Origin of the sequence: Exiguobacterium sp. U13-1 (assembly GCF_001750115.1) — a bacterium.
Taxonomy (GTDB): domain Bacteria; phylum Bacillota; class Bacilli; order Exiguobacteriales; family Exiguobacteriaceae; genus Exiguobacterium_A; species Exiguobacterium_A acetylicum.
Genome location: NZ_CP015731.1, coordinates 2,625,208 through 2,642,879 on the forward strand (window position 1 = coordinate 2,625,208; position 17,672 = coordinate 2,642,879).

General features: G+C 48.8%; 15 protein-coding genes, 1 other RNA gene and 1 other annotated feature. Of the genes, 2 read left to right on the forward strand and 14 right to left on the reverse strand.

Annotated features, from left to right (window positions below; all coding sequences use genetic code 11):
* Nucleotides 1-22: 22 nt before the first annotated feature.
* Nucleotides 23-571, forward strand: coding sequence for a VOC family protein (locus ESP131_RS13725; protein ID WP_029342232.1), 549 nt, complete (start codon nt 23-25; stop codon nt 569-571).
* A 44-nt stretch (nt 572-615) separates the two neighbouring features.
* Here the strand turns inward: ESP131_RS13725 and ESP131_RS13730 are convergent, their stop codons facing one another.
* The 4 genes from ESP131_RS13730 to cymR are packed head-to-tail and all read right to left on the reverse strand — an operon-like array spanning nt 616 to nt 3,981.
* Entirely contained in the window at nt 616-1,281 is a 666-nt protein-coding gene (locus ESP131_RS13730; protein ID WP_029342233.1) for a tetratricopeptide repeat protein, read from the reverse strand.
* 13 nt (nt 1,282-1,294) lie between these two features.
* A complete protein-coding gene (gene mnmA, locus ESP131_RS13735; protein ID WP_029342234.1) occupies nt 1,295-2,416 on the reverse strand; it encodes a tRNA 2-thiouridine(34) synthase MnmA in 1,122 nt (373 codons plus the stop codon).
* 16 nt (nt 2,417-2,432) lie between these two features.
* Entirely contained in the window at nt 2,433-3,560 is a 1,128-nt protein-coding gene (locus ESP131_RS13740) for a cysteine desulfurase family protein (protein WP_069940862.1), read from the reverse strand.
* A 13-nt stretch (nt 3,561-3,573) separates the two neighbouring features.
* Nucleotides 3,574-3,981, reverse strand: coding sequence for a cysteine metabolism transcriptional regulator CymR (gene cymR, locus ESP131_RS13745; RefSeq protein ID WP_029342236.1), 408 nt, complete (start codon nt 3,979-3,981; stop codon nt 3,574-3,576).
* 60 nt (nt 3,982-4,041) lie between these two features.
* On the opposite strand from cymR, the gene ESP131_RS13750 reads away from it, so the two are divergent.
* A complete protein-coding gene (locus tag ESP131_RS13750) occupies nt 4,042-5,379 on the forward strand; it encodes a replication-associated recombination protein A (RefSeq protein WP_029342237.1) in 1,338 nt (445 codons plus the stop codon).
* 11 nt (nt 5,380-5,390) lie between these two features.
* Here the strand turns inward: ESP131_RS13750 and ESP131_RS13755 are convergent, their stop codons facing one another.
* The 10 genes from ESP131_RS13755 to recJ all read right to left on the reverse strand — a co-directional run bounded on the left by ESP131_RS13755 (nt 5,391) and on the right by recJ (nt 17,600).
* The gene (locus tag ESP131_RS13755) at nt 5,391-6,155 is read right to left on the reverse strand and encodes a tRNA threonylcarbamoyladenosine dehydratase (RefSeq protein WP_023468920.1); all 765 of its coding nucleotides are present in this window, start codon (nt 6,153-6,155) and stop codon (nt 5,391-5,393) included.
* 93 nt (nt 6,156-6,248) lie between these two features.
* Nucleotides 6,249-6,438, reverse strand: a non-coding RNA gene (ssrS, locus tag ESP131_RS13760) — 6S RNA.
* 74 nt (nt 6,439-6,512) lie between these two features.
* Nucleotides 6,513-7,697, reverse strand: coding sequence for a DASH family cryptochrome (locus ESP131_RS13765; protein WP_069940863.1), 1,185 nt, complete (start codon nt 7,695-7,697; stop codon nt 6,513-6,515).
* Between the two features lie 291 nt (nt 7,698-7,988).
* Entirely contained in the window at nt 7,989-8,573 is a 585-nt protein-coding gene (locus tag ESP131_RS13770) for a DNA-3-methyladenine glycosylase (protein ID WP_029342238.1), read from the reverse strand.
* 63 nt (nt 8,574-8,636) lie between these two features.
* Nucleotides 8,637-10,403 carry an aspartate--tRNA ligase gene (gene aspS, locus ESP131_RS13775; RefSeq protein ID WP_029342239.1) on the reverse strand — a complete coding sequence of 589 codons (1,767 nt, stop codon included), beginning with the start codon at nt 10,401-10,403 and terminating at the stop codon, nt 8,637-8,639.
* Nucleotides 10,400-11,680: a histidine--tRNA ligase gene (gene hisS, locus ESP131_RS13780; protein WP_029342240.1), complete on the reverse strand. Its 1,281-nt coding sequence runs from the start codon at nt 11,678-11,680 to the stop codon at nt 10,400-10,402. Before hisS ends, aspS begins: the two co-directional genes overlap by 4 nt.
* A gap of 42 nt (nt 11,681-11,722) precedes the next feature.
* Nucleotides 11,723-11,944: a binding site (T-box leader), on the reverse strand.
* Nucleotides 11,945-11,989: 45 nt separating this feature from the next.
* Nucleotides 11,990-12,439: a D-aminoacyl-tRNA deacylase gene (gene dtd / locus ESP131_RS13785; RefSeq protein WP_029342241.1), complete on the reverse strand. Its 450-nt coding sequence runs from the start codon at nt 12,437-12,439 to the stop codon at nt 11,990-11,992.
* A gap of 14 nt (nt 12,440-12,453) precedes the next feature.
* Nucleotides 12,454-14,652 (reverse strand): RelA/SpoT family protein, encoded by a 2,199-nt coding sequence (locus ESP131_RS13790; RefSeq protein ID WP_023468927.1) that lies wholly within the window; start codon nt 14,650-14,652, stop codon nt 12,454-12,456.
* A gap of 141 nt (nt 14,653-14,793) precedes the next feature.
* Nucleotides 14,794-15,312 (reverse strand): adenine phosphoribosyltransferase, encoded by a 519-nt coding sequence (locus tag ESP131_RS13795; RefSeq protein ID WP_023468928.1) that lies wholly within the window; start codon nt 15,310-15,312, stop codon nt 14,794-14,796.
* The gene (gene recJ, locus ESP131_RS13800) at nt 15,291-17,600 is read right to left on the reverse strand and encodes a single-stranded-DNA-specific exonuclease RecJ (protein ID WP_069940864.1); all 2,310 of its coding nucleotides are present in this window, start codon (nt 17,598-17,600) and stop codon (nt 15,291-15,293) included. The genes ESP131_RS13795 and recJ overlap by 22 nt, the downstream gene beginning before the upstream one ends.
* Nucleotides 17,601-17,672: the final 72 nt, after the last annotated feature.

Consider the following 17,672-nt stretch of genomic DNA (forward strand, 5'->3'; position numbering starts at 1 on the left):
CGTTAAGAGGAGGAGTTCAAGGATGGCACGTTTACCGATTGCAGGATTGTGTGAATTAGTACTGGAAGTCGAGGATATGGACCGTGCGGTTGGCTTTTGGAATGGGACACTTGGTATTCCGATCGTCGAGCAATGGGCACCTGAGGATGCAGAACCGAGCAAGGAACAATCTAAACAGGACGGAGTTTGGGCAACGTGGCTCTACATTGGCGGTAACACCCGACTCGGTCTATGGCTGAAGCGAGACTTCACGATGGAAGAACGAACGGTCAAACACTTACCAGTGTCCGAATGGGACACGTTGTATGACGAAGGTGGTGTCCATGTCCACTGTGCTTTCTACGTTGAGAAGGAAGAGTTCCAACAAGCCTTGAATCAACTGCGCGAAGCTTCGATCACCGTGAAGCTCAGAGAGTGGGATGAACAGGAGACCTCGAATCAAAAAGAGCATTCAGCTTATTTCAAGGATACGGAAAATAACGTCATCGAACTGTACACGAAAAACATGGATGAAGCCTATGAAGACTTTTCCGGTCCACCACTTCGTGTCATCCGTGAAGTTGGGAATTAAATAGCACAAAAAAGACGACTCCAGATGGAATCGTCTTTTTTGGATCAGTCTGCTTGTTTTAATAACGCATCCATCTTCGCTTTTGCATCTCGCGCAAGAGCGTGTTCCGGCTGGTAGGCAAGAACGGCTTCAAGTTCTGCATAACACACTTCCTGTTGACCGAGGAAAGCAAGCGCGATCGCATAGTTGTACCGAGCATCCGTGTGCGTTTCGTCAAGCATCAAAACGTGCTCGAACATCTCGACGGCTTCTTCCAACTTCTCGTTTTGCGCTAAGGCAAGCCCGTATTGGAACGCGATCTCAATATCGACACCGTTCAATTCTGACGCACGTTGTAGACGAGGTAAGCCACGTACAGGATCACCAAGTTTTTGATACGTCATCCCAAGCATGAAATGGAGATCCGCGTCGTCAAGTCCATATAATAACGCTGCCCGCAATGATTCCTCTGCTTCGACGAGTTGGTCGGCAGCAAAGAATAGCGCACCTTTTGCATAATAGGCACTCGCGAACGTATTATCGATCATCAGCGCCCGATCATAAAAACGAAGGGCACGATCAGCGTCGTTCATCGATTGGAGTAATGTTCCGAGATTGACATATGCTGTCGGATCTTTTGGATTTTCTTCGATTGCGTCGTTGAAAGCCTGCGCTGCTAATTCATAATTTCCAGCTTCTAAATGCCGGAATCCTACTTCATTATAATTCATCTTCTTTTGCTCCTTACGCGAGATAAGCGAGGCGTTCGCCTGCTTTATAGGCTGCATCGATCGTCGCACCACCGAGGCAGATGTCTCCATCATAGAACACGACCGCTTGTCCTGGTGTGATTGCCCGTTGACGCTCGTCAAACGAGACATCGAGTCCATCTTCGAGGACACGAACCGTGACGGCTGTGTCTTGTTGACGGTAACGGAATTTCGCTGTACAACGGAATGTCTCACCGACCGGACGCTCAGACGTCCAACTGACATCTGAAGCAAGCAATCCTTCCGAATACAACAATTCGTTATGGAATCCTTGATCGACATAGAGAATGTTCTCTTTTAGGTTTTTCCCAACGACGAACCAAGGTTCTCCGTCGCCACCGATACCAAGTCCATGACGTTGTCCCATCGTATAGTACATCAATCCATCGTGACGTCCCATGACGTTCCCGTCAAGCGTCCGCATTTCACCGGGTTGCGCCGGCAGATATTGACCGAGGAACTGCTTGAAGTTCCGCTCGCCGATGAAGCAAATGCCTGTCGAGTCTTTTTTCTTCGCTGTCGCGAGGTTCGCTTCTTCTGCGATCCGGCGTACTTCTGATTTTTCCATGTGTCCGATCGGGAACATCGCCTTCGCGATCTGCTCTTGCGACAATTGATTCAAGAAATACGTTTGATCCTTGTTTGCATCAACGCCTCGAAGCAATTTATGTTCTCCATCCTCATAGACGGCACGCGCATAGTGCCCTGTCGCGACGAAATCGGCACCAAGACGCATCGCGTGATCGAGGAAGGCTTTGAACTTGATTTCCTTGTTACACATGACGTCCGGATTCGGTGTCCGACCGAGTTTATATTCATCGAGGAAGTACGTGAAGACCTTATCCCAGTACTCTTTCTCGAAATTGACTGCATAGTACGGAATGCCGATTTGATTGGCTACCGCGATGACGTCTTCATAATCTTCCGTCGCCGTACAAAAGCCGTTCTCATCCGTGTCATCCCAGTTTTTCATGAAGATTCCGATGACGTTATAGCCTTGCTCTTTTAATAAATGAGCGGTCACAGAAGAATCGACACCGCCCGACATCCCAACGACGACTGTCGTTTCACTCGGGGCTTTCGCTCGTGTATTCATTTATTTCACCTCTTCGTTAATTCTGAAACGATTTTACGACATCTTGCAAGGCTTGTGCGAGTAGTTCGACTTGCGCGAGCTCATTTCCGTGACCAAAACTGATTCGGACCGATGCTCGTGTCCGTTCATCTTCGCCATACATCGCCGATAAGACATGCGAAGGTTCGACGGATCCTGCCGTACATGCACTCCCGCTCGATACGGCCATCTGACGCATATCAAGCATGATCAGGAACGGTTCGATTTCAATCCGCGGGAAGTAAAGATTGAGGACATTCGGTAATCCTTCAACACCGTTGACTTCGTAAGTGACGCCACTTTCATTCAAGCGTGTTAGCAAAACACTGCGCAGCTGTTTGATGTGGTCCTGTTGTTGATCACGCTCTGCAATCATCAGTTCGAGCGCTTTCGCTAAACCGACGATTCCCGGTACGTTCTCCGTACCAGCACGACGCTTGCGTTCCTGTTCTCCACCGAACGTTTGAGGGGCTAACTTCACGCCAGTCCGCACGTACAACAATCCGATTCCTTTTGGACCATTGATTTTATGACCAGACGCGGATAAGAGATCGACATGTAACGCTTCGACATCGATTGCTTGTTTTCCGAACACTTGCACCGCGTCCGTATGAAACAAAATACCGCGTTCTCGTAAAAATTGACCGAATGCCGCAATCGGCTGAATCGTTCCGACTTCATTGTTGCCGAACATGATCGAGACGAGTGTCGTATCTTCCCGGACCGCTTCTTGCAAGGCAGCCAATGAGACGACGCCTGTATTGGGAACATCGAGATACGTGACGTCATAACCTTGTTTTTCGAGTTCTTCAAACGCATGCAATACAGCATGGTGCTCAAATCGTGTCGTAATGAGATGACGCCCTTTTTCACGCGTTGCTTCAGCTGCCCCAAAGATCGCGTAGTTATCCGACTCCGTCCCACCACTCGTGAAAATCAGTTCGGTTGGTTTTGCGTTCAATTCTTGGGCAATCTGCCGGCGCGCTTTGTCAATTGCTGCCCGAGCAGACCGACCAGCCGCGTGGACACTCGATGGGTTGCCATACTGTTCGAGCAAATAAGGCGTCATTGCCTCAAGGACTTCCGGACGCATCGGCGTCGTCGCCGAATGGTCAAAGTAATTCATTCATTTTCACCTCTCAAATATAGAACATGTATCCTGTATCTTCTTCTTCCGCTAAATCTTGTAGCGTCGTTGAATCGAGCACTTGATCGACTGCTTGCTGGATTTTATCCCAAAGTTTGCGTTTCGTGACCTCGTCACATGCATCGCCTTCGACGACGACGAGTGGTCCTTCAAGCAGGCGGATAATTTCACCTGCTGTGATGTTTTGCGCTTCACGACCGAGCTTATACCCGCCGTAAGCACCGCGGACACTTTTGACGAGACCTCCATTACGAAGGGGTGCAATCAACTGTTCAAGGTAGTGCTCAGATAGGTCATACATCTGCGCAATTTTTTTTAGGGATAATGGTTTAGATTCAGCTTCTTTCGCGAGTGCGATCATGATCGTTAGACCATATCGCCCTTTCGTCGAGATTTTCATCATGCGAAGGATCATCCTTTCTAGTATAGTAGTAGCTAAAAGTGGAAGGAGTGTATGTGTATGGCACATTTATTTGAATCCCAGTCACCTGCCGGACCGCTCGCGAATCGGATGCGTCCTCAGAATCTGGATGAAATCGTCGGACAACGCCATCTGATCGGAGAGACGACACTCCTGCGGCGTGCCATCTTAGCTGACCGTCTCGGAACCGTCATTTTTTACGGCCCACCGGGTACCGGAAAGACGACGCTCGCGCGTGTCATCTCTAGTTATACGAAATCAGCGTTCGAGCAATTAAACGCGGTCACGGCAAAACTGGAACAATTACGGGAAATTCTAAAAGCAGCCGAAGCCCGTCTTCAGTTCGAGGAACAAAAAACAATTCTCTTTCTCGATGAGATCCATCGATTCAATAAGATGCAACAAGACGCCTTACTCCCGGCGCTTGAAGCGGGTACGATCACGTTGATCGGCGCAACGACGGAAAATCCGAGTTTTGAGGTCAATGCCGCTCTCTTATCGCGGGCAACGGTCTTTCGTTTTGAACCACCGACAGCAGACGATTTACGAATCGTCCTCGACCGGACCTTAAAGGACGAAGAGCGTGGTCTTGGCAAATATCCGATTACGATCACAGATGATGCAATCGATCATTACGTCAAGTTGTCAGATGGCGATTACCGAGCATTATTGAATGCACTTGAACTCGCCGTCTTAACAACACCGGAAATCGATGGTCAGATCACGATCGACCTCGCTGTTGCCGAGGAATCGATTCAGCAAAAAGCATTGAAGTACGACAAGGACGGCGATCGGCATTACGATGTCATCTCTGCCTTCATCAAATCGATTCGAGGTTCCGATCCTGACGCCGCGCTTTACTGGCTCGCCGTCATGATTGAAGCGGGCGAAAGTCCACGTTTCATCGTTCGTCGTCTCTATGTCCATGCGGCAGAAGACATCGGTCTGTCTGATCCGCAAGCGTTATTGATGGTCGATGCGTGTGCCCGTGCTTGTGAATACGTCGGTTTCCCGGAAGCACGAATTCCGCTCGCTGAAACGGTCTTATATCTCGCGACAGCACCGAAGTCGAATGCTGTCATCTCAGCGATTGATCAAGCATTGACACTCGTTCGTCGTTCGGACGGTGGACCGGTTCCGCCGCACTTGCGCGATGCTCATCATCCGGGGGCAGCAGCACTTGGGAATGGCGTCACCTATCAATATCCGCACGACTTCGAACATGCCTATGTGCCACAAAATTACTGGCCTGAGAATCTTGCCCGGACAAAACCGGTCTTTTATCGTCCTAGCCCACGCGGTTTTGAGAAACAACTGCAAGCTCGACTTGATTTTTGGAACAAACAAACAGCCACACATCAGAAAAAGCGACCATAAGGTCGCTTTTTTTAACGAACGCGTTCGATCGTCACGCCGGCTTCACGGACGATCTCGTTGATGACGTAGCTCGCTGCGATCAATCCACCAACTGATGGAACGAACGCATTTGAACTTGGCGGCATCTTTGCCTTACGAATTGCAGCCGCATCATTTCCGACGACTTGACGGACTTCTTCGATGATCTTAACAGGCGGTTCATCGGAGAAGACGACAGGAACACCCTTATGAATACCGGCTTTCCGGAGTTTCGTCCGAATGACCTTCGCCAATGGATCATAACTTGTATCTTTGATGTCAACGATCTTGATGCGTGTCGGATCCATCTTGTTCGCCATCCCCATGCTTGAGATGATCGGAATGTTGCGTTTCTTACATTCCTGAATCAAGTGAATTTTGAACGAGACCGTGTCCGATGCATCGATGACATAATCCGGTTGCTGTTCGAAGAACGACTCGAATGTCTCTTCGTTGTAGAACATCTTCAAACGAACGATTTCAAGATCCGGATTGATTAACGCAAGACGCTCTGCCATCGCATCGACCTTCGGTTGACCAACCGTCGGAAGCAAAGCATGGATTTGTCGGTTGACGTTTGTGATGTCGATATCATCCTTATCGACGAGAATCAAACGACCTACGCCACTGCGGGCAAGTGCTTCTGCTGAGAACGATCCAACACCACCGATTCCCAGAATAGCGACAGACTTGGATGCCAATGCGTCAAGTCCAGTTTTACCGATTGCTAGTTCATTACGCGAAAATTGATGTAACATCTCATAACCTCACAATACTCATACTGTTTTACTCGGAATTATATCATAAAAAAAAACGTCATGCGACGTGTCAAACAATAAAATAATAAGACGATGGGACCCGAAGTGCCGTGTCGATACCTTATTTTTGAACCTGCTGTGCAGGTGGGTGTCTTATCCGATTCCTATTCGTACGTCCTCCTGCTGTGTTACGAGGCATGTACTACTAGTTGGAACGTCAAACTCCCTATCAAAAAAGAGTGGCTCAAAGATAAAAGGCGGCTCTCGTACAATTCAGGAACCCCATCTGATGCATTTAATATAGCATCCTCCCTTCTGAAATGCAACTACTTCCCACTCCAGAAAAAGATGCTTTTTTCAGGTCCAACGTTTCGTGAAGTGTTGATTCGGATCATATCTTTGTTGTTGGAATGCGGGATCGAATCGTGGTGTGCGTGTCGCATTCCCGACACCCGCGATGAACGCCCAGTTTCCATAGTTCGAAGCGACATCATAGTCGACCAACTGCTGTTCGAAATACCGCGCTCCGATACGCCAGTCCTGCTTTAATTCATGAATCAGATAACTGGCAACGATTTGCCTTCCGCGATTCGACATCCACCCTGTCTCGCGAATCTCGTTCATGAAGGCATCGACGAATGGCACACCGGTTTTTCCTTCTATCCAACGTTCGACAGCTAGCTGGTCCGTCTTCCAAGTGTATTGACCTTCTTGTAATCCACTCGACCGGAACAGACGGCTTCCGGTCTCACGCATCGTCAAATGGAAGAAGTCACGCCATAACAATTCGAAATACAACCAGTACGTCGATTCATTCGCTCCCTTTTTTCGCTCGGCTTCCTGTAATTCAGCCATGACGCGGCGCGGTGAGAGTGAACCGTTCGCTAGCCAGGCAGATAACTTCGATGAATCATTTCGTAAGAACCCATTCCGTGTTTCTTTATAGGTGAATACAGGCTTGGCGAGATATTCCTGAAGGCGTGCCCTTCCCGCTGATTCTCCTCCCCGAAATGGGAACGCGGTCTCTGGGTCCGCTTCAACTGATTCCTCTTTTATCAGCTGAATATCAGTTGGTGGATCGAGTGGATCGTAGAAGGTCCCTTTCGCCTCGACCCGTTTTCGAAATGCCGTAAAGACGCTCTTTAATTCATCACTTCCGATATCTTCCCGACGATGTAACGTCTGTGTTTCAAAAGAGTGGACGGTATATCTGTCTTCGATATACTGCTCACTTGTCGCTTCTTCTGTTCCGGTCATCTTATGGAAATAGACGGTATCATCCGCTTGCAGATAAGAATCGAGTACCTCACATGTCTTCCCTTCTACTATATCTAGCGTGATCCCGATTTGAGACAGGTGACCCGCTAAGTTCTCAAGTGTCTCTTGTTCGAACCGTTCTTGATGTGTACCTCTTTTAAAATCGCGTTTCTTTTGATCTTTGACGTATACGGCACGAATGACGTCCTGTTCTTCACATGCACTCCGAAGTGCCTCATGATCATCAACACGTAAATCATGACGATACCAAACAACTGCTCCCATATTGATCGTCTCCCTTCTCTTTATACTATGACCCGACTATAGTATTTGGAAAACCACTTAATGTGCCGATGAGGTTTTAAGACGTTGTTTTCGTGGAATATGATTAGTACAACAAACCAGAGGAGTGAATGAATCAATGGCAGCAAAACGCGGTAAACTCAGAACTTTAATGACGCTTGTAACGACGGTTGGACCAATCGTCTATAAATTCTATAAAAAACAGCAGTCTAAAAAATCAATTAACAATCCTAAATAAAAAATGGACGTCTCCTTACCGGAGCGTCCATTTTTTTAACGTTTACTGACACCCTCACTCGCCTCTACATAGAACCGCCATGGATAGGCTGTCGCTTCTCCTGCATTCGGGATACCGATGCGAGTCGTCTGGACGATTGCATCGACCGGGTCAGCAACGAGTCGAAAACGGGCTTGATAAAGATCTTGACCTGAATCAGCTGTCGTTAGACCGAACCCTTGGCACAGTTTCGCTGGTCCATTGACGAGATTGCGTCGTTGCACCGCTGTCAACTCTGCGTAGGAACAACCAAAACGACGTTCAGCGACCCGATCATGACCCTTGATGATTTCGGCACCTCGTAACAACAGTCCGTATCCTTCCCCTTCGTGACCACAAACGATGTTCATGCAATGATGCATACCATATGTGAAATAAACATAGAGATGTCCCGGTGGACCGAACATTGGTGCCGTCCGTTTCGTAGGTTTCCCGGAAAACGAATGAGCGGCTTGATCGTGAGGACCAAGATAGGCTTCGACTTCGACGATCCGCATCGTCACCTCATCGACGGTGATCTGTGTTCCTAAGAAATCTGGACCGACTTCAACCGGTGAGCGCTCAAAAAACTGTCGTTCCATTCGTTCGTCCTCCTTCATGAAACAAGCGAACCTCCCTCTACCGGAAGATTCGCTTGTCGTGTCTTAAGATTGTTTAACTGCTGTTCGAATCGAGAGATCATTTAATTGCGCATCCGAGACTGGGCTTGGTGCTGCCGTCAACAGATCACTTGCTGATGCTGTTTTCGGGAAGGCAATCGTATCACGCAAGTTCGAACGTCCTGCAAGTAACATGACGAGACGGTCTAGACCGAGTGCGATACCCGCATGTGGTGGTGTTCCGTATTCGAATGCTTCCATCAAGAAGCCGAATTGCTCGTTTGCTTCTTCTTCTGTGAAGCCAAGCAATTTGAACATCCGCTCTTGGATATCCCGTTCATAGATCCGTTGTGATCCACCGCCGAGCTCGTATCCGTTCAAGACGAGGTCATACGCGACTGCGAGGACTTTTCCAGGATCCGTCTCGAGCAATTCGAGATCTTCACGACGTGGCATCGTGAACGGGTGGTGGTTCGCGTAGAAACGACCATCTTCTTCTTCGTACGTGACGAGTGGGAAGTCTGTCACCCAAAGGAAATTGAAGACTGACTCATCGATCAAGTCGAGTTCCTTCGCTAACTTCTGACGGAGCGCACCTAAGCTGTCTGCTACGATCGATGCTTTTGCTGCGACGAACAATAACAAGTCGCCTGCTTCTGCATCTGTCGCCGCTGTCAAGCGAGCGGTTGCTTCTTCGTCGAAGAACTTCGCAATCGGACCGTTCAATCCTTCCGCTGTCACTTTGACCCAAGCGAGACCTTTTGCACCGTAGATCGCCGTGAATTCTTGTAACTTATCGATGTCTTTACGCGAGAAGCGCTCAGCTGCACCTTTGACGTTCAAGGCTTTGACTTCGCCACCTGCTTCTAATGCCATATCGAATACTTTGAATCCTGCCCCTTTGACGGCTTCTGCGACATCAATCAATTCGAGACCGAAGCGCGTATCCGGTTTATCCGAGCCATACCGGCTCATCGCTTCTGCATACGGCATCCGTGGGAATGGTGTCACGATATCTTTGCCAAGCGTTTCTTTCATGACACGCGTCATCATTGACTCCATCATCGCATACAAGTCTTCGATGTCCATGAAGCTCGTCTCGATGTCGACTTGCGTGAATTCAGGTTGACGGTCTGCCCGTAAGTCTTCGTCACGGAAACAACGCGCAATTTGGAAGTACCGCTCAAAACCAGATACCATCAGCAATTGTTTGAACAATTGTGGCGATTGTGGCAAGGCGTAGAACTCACCTGGGTGAACACGACTTGGTACGAGATAGTCACGTGCGCCTTCTGGTGTTGATTTCGTTAGGATTGGTGTCTCGACTTCTAGGAAGTCTTGCTCATCAAGGAAGTTCCGCATGATGTTCGATGCTTTCGAACGGAGACGGAATGTCTCTTGGAGCGATGGACGACGCAAGTCAAGATAACGGTATTTGAGACGTAAATCTTCTGACGTCTGCTCTGCTTCTTCACTGATTGGGAATGGTGTCATCTTCGCTGCGTTCAAGATGACGACTTCATCCGCGACGACTTCGACTTGTCCAGTCGGAATGTTCGGGTTCGGATTCTCACGAGCGATGACGTGCCCTTTGATATCGAGGACATACTCCGAACGAATTGATTCCGCAAGACGGTGTGCCTGCTCGTTTTCCGGTTGGAAGACGATTTGGACGATGCCGCTACGGTCGCGGAGATCTAGGAAGATCAATCCTCCTAAGTCACGTCGTTTTTGAACCCATCCTTTAAGTTGAACGTGTTGTCCGATGACTTCTTCCGTCACCTGACCGTTCATATGCGTGCGTCCGATCATTGTGCTTCCTCCTTTAATTTCGCGACGATCGTATCAGCGACTGCTGATAACGGGACGTCCGTCTGTTCCCCTGTAGCCATGTTCTTCAGCGCCGCTGCGCCACGCTCGACTTCTTCATCCCCGAGGATGACCGTGTAGCGTGCCTTCAAGCGATCTGCCGCTTTGAATTGTCCTTTGAACTTCCGACCAAGATAATCCCGATCCGCGACAAGTCCTTCGAGACGCATCAATTGTAAGAGACGTGTTGCTGTCTTTTCGACTTCGTCACTGCCTTGCGCGACGATGAAGACATCGATTTGATCATCGACTGCCGGTAAGACGTTCTCATTCTCAAGCGCCATCAATAAACGTTCAATACCCATTCCGAATCCGATTCCCGGTGTTGCCGGTCCACCGATCTGTTCGACGAGACCGTTGTATCGTCCACCACCACATAATGTCGTGATCGCTCCGAAGCCTTCTGCTTCTGACATGATTTCGAACGCCGTGTGATTGTAATAATCGATTCCACGGACGAGCGTCGGATCAACGACATACTCGATGCCGAGTGCGTCTAAGTGAAGCAATACTTCGTCGAAGTAGGCTTTTGATGCCGGGTTCAAGTAATCAAGAATCGATGGTGCCGTCGCCATGCTCGGGTGATCGCGGTCGACCTTACAGTCGAGGACACGAAGTGGATTCGTTTCGAGACGATTCTGACAGTCCTGACATAACTCGTGAACGACTGGTTTGAAGTGAGCGACGAGTGCTGCCCGGTGTGCGGCGCGGCTTTCGTTATCCCCGAGTGTGTTGATGACGAGCTTGAGGTGCTTCAAGCCGAATGACCGGTAGATGCTCATCGCGAGACTGATGACTTCTGCATCGATCGCCGGTTGCTCGCTACCGAGTGCTTCGACTCCGTATTGGTGGAGCTGACGGAAACGACCTGCTTGCGGACGTTCATAACGGAACATCGGTCCGATGTAGAACAATTTCGTCGGTTGGTTCGGTGAACCAAACAGTTTGTTCGTCACGAATGAACGAACGACAGCAGCCGTTCCTTCTGGGCGTAACGTCAACTGGTCTTTTCCGCGTTTCTCAAGCATGAACATTTCTTTTTGAACGATATCCGTCGTCTCACCAACGCCACGTTTGAAGAGTTCTGTCTCCTCAAAAATCGGTGTCCGGATTTCCTTATAGTTGTAACGCTTACTGATGTCACGTAATTGTTGCTCGATGTACTGCCAGCGTTCGACTGTTCCTGGAAGGACATCAAACGTACCGCGTGGTAATTTCATCTCAAATTCCTCCTTTTTTGAATACAAAAAAGTCCTCGTCCGCAAAGGGACGAGAACTTGAAGATCCCGTGGTACCACCCTGGTTGTCAAATCACATTTGACCACTCGGTGCAGTTAACGCCTGCGTACGACCTTCCCTACTATCAGTTCAGGAAGATACCTCGGAAGGGTCTTTCATCGAGTTCGTCTGTTCGCCCTTCCAGCCAAGGGGCGACTCTCTAAGCAGACGAGGTCTTGATTACTCCTCTTCGTCTTCGGTCGTATGAATCATTTGGTTACGTCTAATATTGCCTCGTCTCTCGGTTCCTGTCAAGCGTTTGCTTCTTTTTCAAGAATCAATGTCACCGGTCCATCATTGACGAGCGCGATATCCATCATCGCGCCAAACTGACCAGTCTCGACCTTCAGTCCTTGCGCGCGAAGACGTTCATTGAACGCTTCATACAACGCGTTGGCAAGATCCGGTTTCGCTGCTTCCGTGAACGCTGGACGACGTCCTTTTTTGACATCACCATACAACGTGAACTGCGAGACGGACAGAATCTGACCGTCGACATCCTGCAACGAGCGGTTCATCCGTTCTTCCTCATCTTCGAACACACGGAGTCCTGCGATTTTATCAGCTAACCAGTTCACCTGATCGATCGTGTCTTCGTGCGTGACACCGACAAGCAAGAGAAAACCTTGCTTGATTTGACCGATGACCTCCTGATCGACTGTGACACTTGCTTCTTTGACTCGTTGTAATACGACTCGCATGACTCATCCGCTCCTTACGTCATCATGACGCGATGTACAGCATACACGTCAGAGATTTGTTTGATCCGATCGACGACTTTCTGTAAATGATTGACGTTGTTGATCGCGATCGTCATCGTGATTTTGGCTTGCTTACTGTCGTCGCCTTTCCCGCTGACGGCGACGATGTTCGTATTCGTCGCAGATACCGACTGCAGGACATCGTTCAGTAATCCAGCCCGGTCGAATCCTGAAATTTCGATTTCGACGTTGTAACTCTTAACGGCTTTACCTTCGTGTTCCCACTCGACTTCGAGCAAGCGCTCTGGATTTTGTTCGTGAATGACGTTCAAACAATCCGTCCGGTGAATCGAGACACCCCGTCCACGTGTGATATACCCGACGATATCGTCCCCTGGTACCGGATTACAACAGCGGCTCATGCGAACGAGCATGTTGTCGATGCCTTTGACACGAACACCTTCTGGATTTTCTTTCTTCGGACGATCGAACGTCTTCATCTCGCTGATGGCTTCGTTCAGTTCAAGATTTTTGGACTCTTTGTCTTTGCGTAACTTTTCCGTCAATTTGTGCGCGACTTGGGCAGCGGTCAGACCATGATAGCCAACGGCAGCATACATATCTTCTTCTTGCGCGAAGTTGAACTTCCGCGTCACGTCTTCGAGCGTCTTCTCATTGATGACTTCCTTCGGCTCAAAACCAAGCTTCTTCACTTCCGCTTCGATCAGTTCCCGTCCTTTGGAGACGTTCTCTTCCCGTTGCTGACGTTTGAACCATTGACGGATCTTGTTCTTCGCCTGACTCGACACACAAATCTTGAGCCAGTCCTTACTTGGACCATAACTGTGTTTTGATGTGACGATTTCAATGATGTCACCTGTCTTCAGCTTATAATCAATCGGTACCATCCGTCCGTTGACTTTCGCTCCGATCGTTCGGTGACCGATCTCTGTATGAATCCGGTAGGCATAATCAATCGGAACAGACCCTTTCGGGAGTTCAATGACGTCACCCTTTGGTGTAAAGACGTACAACATGTCACTAAAGAAGTCGACTTTGACCGATTCCATGAATTCTTCAGCATCCGCTGTATCCTTCTGCAATTCAAGAATTTCACGGAAATGAGCAATCTTATCCTCAAAGCCTGATTTCGCTTCCTGTTCCTTACCTTCTTTATACGCCCAGTGAGCGGCAATCCCGTACTCGGCAATAAAATGCATGTCCCGTGTCCGAATTTGGACCTCGAGCGGCTCGCCTTTCGGTCCGATGACCGTCGTATGCAGCGATTGATACATGTTCGGCTTCGGCATCGCGATATAATCCTTGAAACGTCCCGGCATCGGTTTATATTGCGTATGAATGATTCCGAGAACGGCGTAACAATCCTTGATTGAATCGACGATGATACGCACAGCCATTAAGTCATAAATTTCACTGAACTCTTTTTTCGAATTTTGCATCTTGTTATAAATGGAATAAATATGCTTCGGACGTCCATCGACTTCCGCCGCGATCTGTACATCATCGAGTACTTCGTTGACCTCTTCGATGACCGAACTGACGAGCGCTTCGCGTTCCGTCCGTTTTTGCTTCATCATTGAGACAATCCGGTAGTACTGTTGTGGATTGATATAACGCAAACTGATGTCTTCAAGTTCCCACTTGATCGTCGAAATCCCGAGACGATGGGCAAGCGGCGCAAAGATTTCAAGCGTCTCTTCCGCCTTTTGCACCTGCTTTTCCTTGACCATATGTTGCAACGTCCGCATGTTGTGCAGACGGTCAGCCAGTTTGATCAAGATGACGCGAATATCTTCCGCCATGGCGATGAACATTTTCCGGTGGTTCTCAGCAAGCTCTTCACGCTTTGATTTATATTTGATTTTCCCGAGTTTCGTGACGCCATCAACAAGCATCGCGACGTCAGGACCGAATCGTTCCGTTAATTCTTCGAGTGTAATGTCCGTATCTTCGACGACATCATGAAGAAGCGCAGCGACGATCGTCGTTGCATCCAAACCAATATCGACTAAGATACCGGCAACTTGTACCGGATGAATGATGTATGGTTCCCCTGAACGGCGGAATTGCCCATCATGTTCGTCTTTCGCGAATTGGTAAGCCCGTTCGATGTCTTTGACTTCAGCTTGCGTCATGTATTCCGCACATCGAGCGAGAAGGTCTTCTACATTTACGATTTGTTTGTTTGTCATCCCTTTTCCTCACCCAGTCCCCGGGATCGTCTGCAACGGAATCCCTAATATATAGTTCTTATTATCGTGAAATCTTGAGAAGATGTCAAAATAAAAAGAAATACCCCCTTGGTCATCACGTACCAAGAGAGTATATATGCTTTAGTCTTCGTAGCGAATCAATGAGAGAACGTCGTATCCTTCGAGTTTCTCACGTCCACCAAGACCATCGAGTTCAATCAAGAATCCGATTCCGGCAACCGTTCCGCCTAATTTTTCAATCATTTGAATCGTTGCTTCGATCGTACCACCTGTTGCAAGCAAATCGTCAAGGATGACGACGCGTTGTCCTGGTTGAATCGCATCTTCATGCATCGTCAAAACGTCTTTTCCGTACTCAAGACCATACTCGACACGGACTGTCTCACGTGGTAATTTTCCTTCTTTACGGACAGGTACAAATCCGATCTCCATCGCGTAAGCGGCTGGGCAACCAACGACGAATCCACGTGCTTCCGGACCCGCGATGACATCAGCGCCTTTACTGCGTGCATATTCGACGAGTGCATCAACCGATTGTTTGTACACTGGTCCGTTCTGCATGAGTGATGTGATGTCTTTGAAACTGATTCCTTCTTTCGGCCAGTTTTCGACCTCTTTTATATGCTGTTTGAACTCCATGTCTTTTCCTCCTGCTTCGCCGCTTCTACCAAAGTATCAAAACGCTCTTTCAACTGAGCGAGTGACGAATAAATGTATTGTTGCTCGAGCTCTTGACGTGCTTCATGACGCTGGTACGTCGGAGCTTCCGTCAGATCTCGTTTTGCAGCATTTGGGTTCACACCCGGCAGCCCGTCCTCCATTGTAACAAGAAAATCAAGTTCCGAGAATACCGAATGCATAAAGTTAATCGATCGTTTCGTCCATTTTCGCGATTTCGACAAACGTACAAGACCAATTCGGAGCTCGTCACGCGGACATTTCGCGAAATACTGGAAGTACTGTTTGAAGTCCTCCCGCGATGGAATCGTCTCGAAATAATATCCTTCATCCTTAAAAGCGCAATAAATCCGCTCTGCCTGTTGCACGTAAGGATGGAATGCAACTTCTTCCTCCGGTAGGTCAAGGAAAACGATATTTTGACGGATCGGACCGTTCAACGGACGTTCCGCGTACTTTTCTTTCACCTCATCGGTAAAGGCAACGAATGTCGTTGTCTCGTGCGGTAAGGCAAATAGTTCGCTCAGCGGTCGTTTACCCCCACGATAATCAAACACTTGAACATCTTCGACGGCGACATCTTGAATCATCAATTGTGGTTTACGGAACCCATTCCATTCATTAATGTTCAGACTGCCCATCAAGTGAATCTCCGACAGGGTCGAGACTTCATCGACAAGGTCGCCGAAGCCGAAGCCGATCGCATCGAGTTCCTTCCCGTCGCCTGATAGTAGTGCTTTGACATGCGTCAAGTCACGACCGATCCGCTTCATGTCCCGGATCTTCGCTTGCTCGATGACAATCCGTGGCGCGGGATTCCCCATCCCGAATGGTGCGAGTCGCTGAATATCTTCAATTAACTGGATCGAGACGTCGCTGACTTGCAAACGTAAGTCGACATCAATCGTCGCGATGAAGGCATCGTCTGGCAACGTGCTAGCCTGTTCATTCAAGCGTTGACGTAACGTCTCGACGTCATCGGAAGAGAGTGTCATTCCAGCAGCAGCTGGATGTCCACCGAAGTGCGGCAAGATGTCTTCACACTTCGTCAGTTCCGCGAATAAATCAAAGGCTGGAATCGAACGTCCAGAACCCTTAGCTGTTCCTTTTTCAGCATCATGACACAGCATGATGACGGGACGATGATATTTTTCAACGAGTCGCGAAGCGACAATCCCAACGACACCTGGATTCCAGTCTGCCGCATCGACGACGAGTACGCGGTCATCTTTAAACCGTTCTTCGACAAGCGCCGTCGCTTCTTCCGCAATCTGCTTGACGATATCTTGACGCTGCTTATTTTGTTGGTCGAGTTGCTTCGCGAGGTGAAGTGCCTCATCCTTACTTTCCGCTAGTAACATCTCAAGCGCTGGCATCGCCGAATCAAGACGACCTGCCGCATTGATCCGCGGACCGAACGCAAATCCGACCGATTCTTCGGTCAGTTCCTCTTCCGTTAAACTACAAACGTCACGTAACGCAAGGATACCCGGACGTTCACTCGCATTCAGCGCCTCGATGCCACGAATCGCTAGCAACCTGTTCTCACCGACAAGTGGGACGAGATCGGCAATCGTTCCGAGCACGGCAAGATCGAGTAACTCGACGGGTTCCCGATCAAGCAGTGCATGTGCGACCTTAAAGGCCACACCCGCTCCAGCAAGATTCGAGAACGGATACGCTGGATCAACACCCGGATGAATCAAAGCAAAAGCGTCGGGTAACGTTTCTTTTGCTTCGTGATGATCGGTGATGATTAAATCGACACCGAGTTCTTTCAGGACATCTGCTTCATGGATGCCGGAAATGCCGCAGTCAACGGTAATGACGAGACTAAAGCCTTCTTCCGCAGCCCAGCGAAAAGCGGCTTCGTTTGGTCCATAGCCTTCCGTGAATCGGTTCGGGATATAACACTCTGCCATCCCTCCGATTTCAATTAAGGCGTGCCAGAGAATCGCAGCGGAACTCACGCCGTCAACGTCATAATCACCGTAAATTAAAATCATCTCGCCCTCGTCAACGGCACGTTGAATCCGTTCGACGACTTTTGGCATGTCTTTAAAAGCAAATGGATCATGAAATGCCATTTGATCGGTTTCTAAAAAATCACGGGCAGCTTCACGTGTCGTGAATCCCCGTTGGACAAGTAGTTGTGCGACGTGCGGTGAGATCGTGCCATCCGCCGTCAATTGTTCGATTTGTTCTGAATCGATGACTTTATCAAGCCATGTTTTTTTAGCATGGTACATCTCAAACCCTCCAATCAACTTCCCCATTATAATTGAAAATCCGCACCAGCGATAGCTGATGCGGATACTCTT

Excerpts from the sequence above, each read along its gene's own strand:
- ESP131_RS13725 (WP_029342232.1), top strand. The coding sequence starts at position 23 with ATGGCACGTTTACCGATTGCAGGATTGTGTGAATTAGTACTGGAAGTC.
- ESP131_RS13730 (WP_029342233.1), bottom strand. The coding sequence starts at position 1,281 with ATGAATTATAATGAAGTAGGATTCCGGCATTTAGAAGCTGGAAATTAT.
- mnmA (WP_029342234.1), bottom strand. The coding sequence starts at position 2,416 with ATGAATACACGAGCGAAAGCCCCGAGTGAAACGACAGTCGTCGTTGGG.
- ESP131_RS13740 (WP_069940862.1), bottom strand. The coding sequence starts at position 3,560 with ATGAATTACTTTGACCATTCGGCGACGACGCCGATGCGTCCGGAAGTC.
- cymR (WP_029342236.1), bottom strand. The coding sequence starts at position 3,981 with ATGAAAATCTCGACGAAAGGGCGATATGGTCTAACGATCATGATCGCA.
- ESP131_RS13750 (WP_029342237.1), top strand. The coding sequence starts at position 4,042 with ATGGCACATTTATTTGAATCCCAGTCACCTGCCGGACCGCTCGCGAAT.
- ESP131_RS13755 (WP_023468920.1), bottom strand. The coding sequence starts at position 6,155 with ATGTTACATCAATTTTCGCGTAATGAACTAGCAATCGGTAAAACTGGA.
- ESP131_RS13765 (WP_069940863.1), bottom strand. The coding sequence starts at position 7,697 with ATGGGAGCAGTTGTTTGGTATCGTCATGATTTACGTGTTGATGATCAT.
- ESP131_RS13770 (WP_029342238.1), bottom strand. The coding sequence starts at position 8,573 with ATGGAACGACAGTTTTTTGAGCGCTCACCGGTTGAAGTCGGTCCAGAT.
- aspS (WP_029342239.1), bottom strand. The coding sequence starts at position 10,403 with ATGATCGGACGCACGCATATGAACGGTCAGGTGACGGAAGAAGTCATC.
- hisS (WP_029342240.1), bottom strand. The coding sequence starts at position 11,680 with ATGAAATTACCACGCGGTACGTTTGATGTCCTTCCAGGAACAGTCGAA.
- dtd (WP_029342241.1), bottom strand. The coding sequence starts at position 12,439 with ATGCGAGTCGTATTACAACGAGTCAAAGAAGCAAGTGTCACAGTCGAT.
- ESP131_RS13790 (WP_023468927.1), bottom strand. The coding sequence starts at position 14,652 with ATGACAAACAAACAAATCGTAAATGTAGAAGACCTTCTCGCTCGATGT.
- ESP131_RS13795 (WP_023468928.1), bottom strand. The coding sequence starts at position 15,312 with ATGGAGTTCAAACAGCATATAAAAGAGGTCGAAAACTGGCCGAAAGAA.
- recJ (WP_069940864.1), bottom strand. The coding sequence starts at position 17,600 with ATGTACCATGCTAAAAAAACATGGCTTGATAAAGTCATCGATTCAGAA.